The 1,077-nt window shown below is 65.4% G+C and carries 2 protein-coding genes; both read left to right on the plus strand.

The window, feature by feature from the left end:
- Positions 1-400, plus strand: a 400-nt coding sequence (locus V0R37_RS21800) for a branched-chain amino acid ABC transporter permease (protein WP_420376516.1), incomplete at its 5' end; no start/stop codon positions are given.
- Positions 397-1,077 (plus strand): branched-chain amino acid ABC transporter permease (locus tag V0R37_RS21805; protein ID WP_420376517.1); only part of this gene is annotated, 681 nt, incomplete at its 3' end. The genes V0R37_RS21800 and V0R37_RS21805, both read left to right, overlap by 4 nt.

Genomic DNA, 1,077 nt, shown 5'->3' on the forward strand with positions numbered 1-1,077 from the left:
GACCTGGTTCGTCATTGAAAAGACGCGCCTGGGCGCGCTGCTGCGCGCGGGCACCGAGAACCCCAAGCTGGTCGAGGCCTTCGGGGTGAACGTGCCGCTGGTGGTGACCCTGACCTACGGCTTTGGGGTAGCGCTGGCCGGCTTTGCCGGGGTGCTGGCCGCACCCATCATGCAGGTCTCGCCGCTGATGGGCTCGAACCTGATCATCGTGGTGTTCGCGGTGGTGGTCATCGGGGGCATGGGCTCGATCATGGGCTCGATCCTCACGGGCCTGGGCCTGGGGGTGATCGAGGGCCTGACCAAGGTGTTCTGGCCCGAGGCGTCCAACACCGTGGTCTTTATCATTATGGTCATCGTGCTGCTGCTGCGTCCGGCCGGTCTCTTTGGGAAAGAAAAATGAACCGTCAAGTCATCGGCTATCTACTGGCGGCGATCGTGCTGGCGCTGCTGCCGGCGCTGGGGGCCTATCCGATCTTCGTGATGAAGGTCATGTGCTACGCCTTGTTCGCCTGCGCGTTCAACCTGCTGCTGGGCTACACGGGGCTGCTGTCCTTCGGGCACGCGGCCTTTCTGGGCGGGGCGGCCTACGCGGCCGGCCATGCGATGGCGGTGTGGGGCCTGCCCACCATCGTGGGGTTGCTGTTCGGCACGGCGGTGGCCGCGCTCATGGGCCTGGTCATGGGGGCGCTGGCGATCCGGCGCAGCGGCATCTACTTTGCGATGATCACGCTGGCCATGGCGCAGATGGTGTTCTTCTTCTTTTTGCAGGCGCCCTTCACGCATGGCGAGGACGGACTGCAGGGCATCCCGCGCGGCACGCTGTTCGGGCTGGACCTGTCGCAGGACATCAATCTGTACTACGTGGTGATGGCGATCTTCGTGTTCGGCTACGCGGTGTGCTGGCGCACGATCAACTCGCCCTTCGGGCAGGTGCTCAAGGCGCTGCGCGAGAACGAGCCGCGCACGATTTCGCTGGGCTACAACGTGGACAACTTCAAGCTGCTGGCCTTTGTGCTGTCGGCGGCGCTGGCCGGCCTGGCCGGGGCCACCAAGGCGCTGGTGTTCGTGTCGGCCACG

The organism is Pollutimonas rozaliensis (genome assembly GCF_048751585.1).
Classification (GTDB): domain Bacteria; phylum Pseudomonadota; class Gammaproteobacteria; order Burkholderiales; family Burkholderiaceae_B.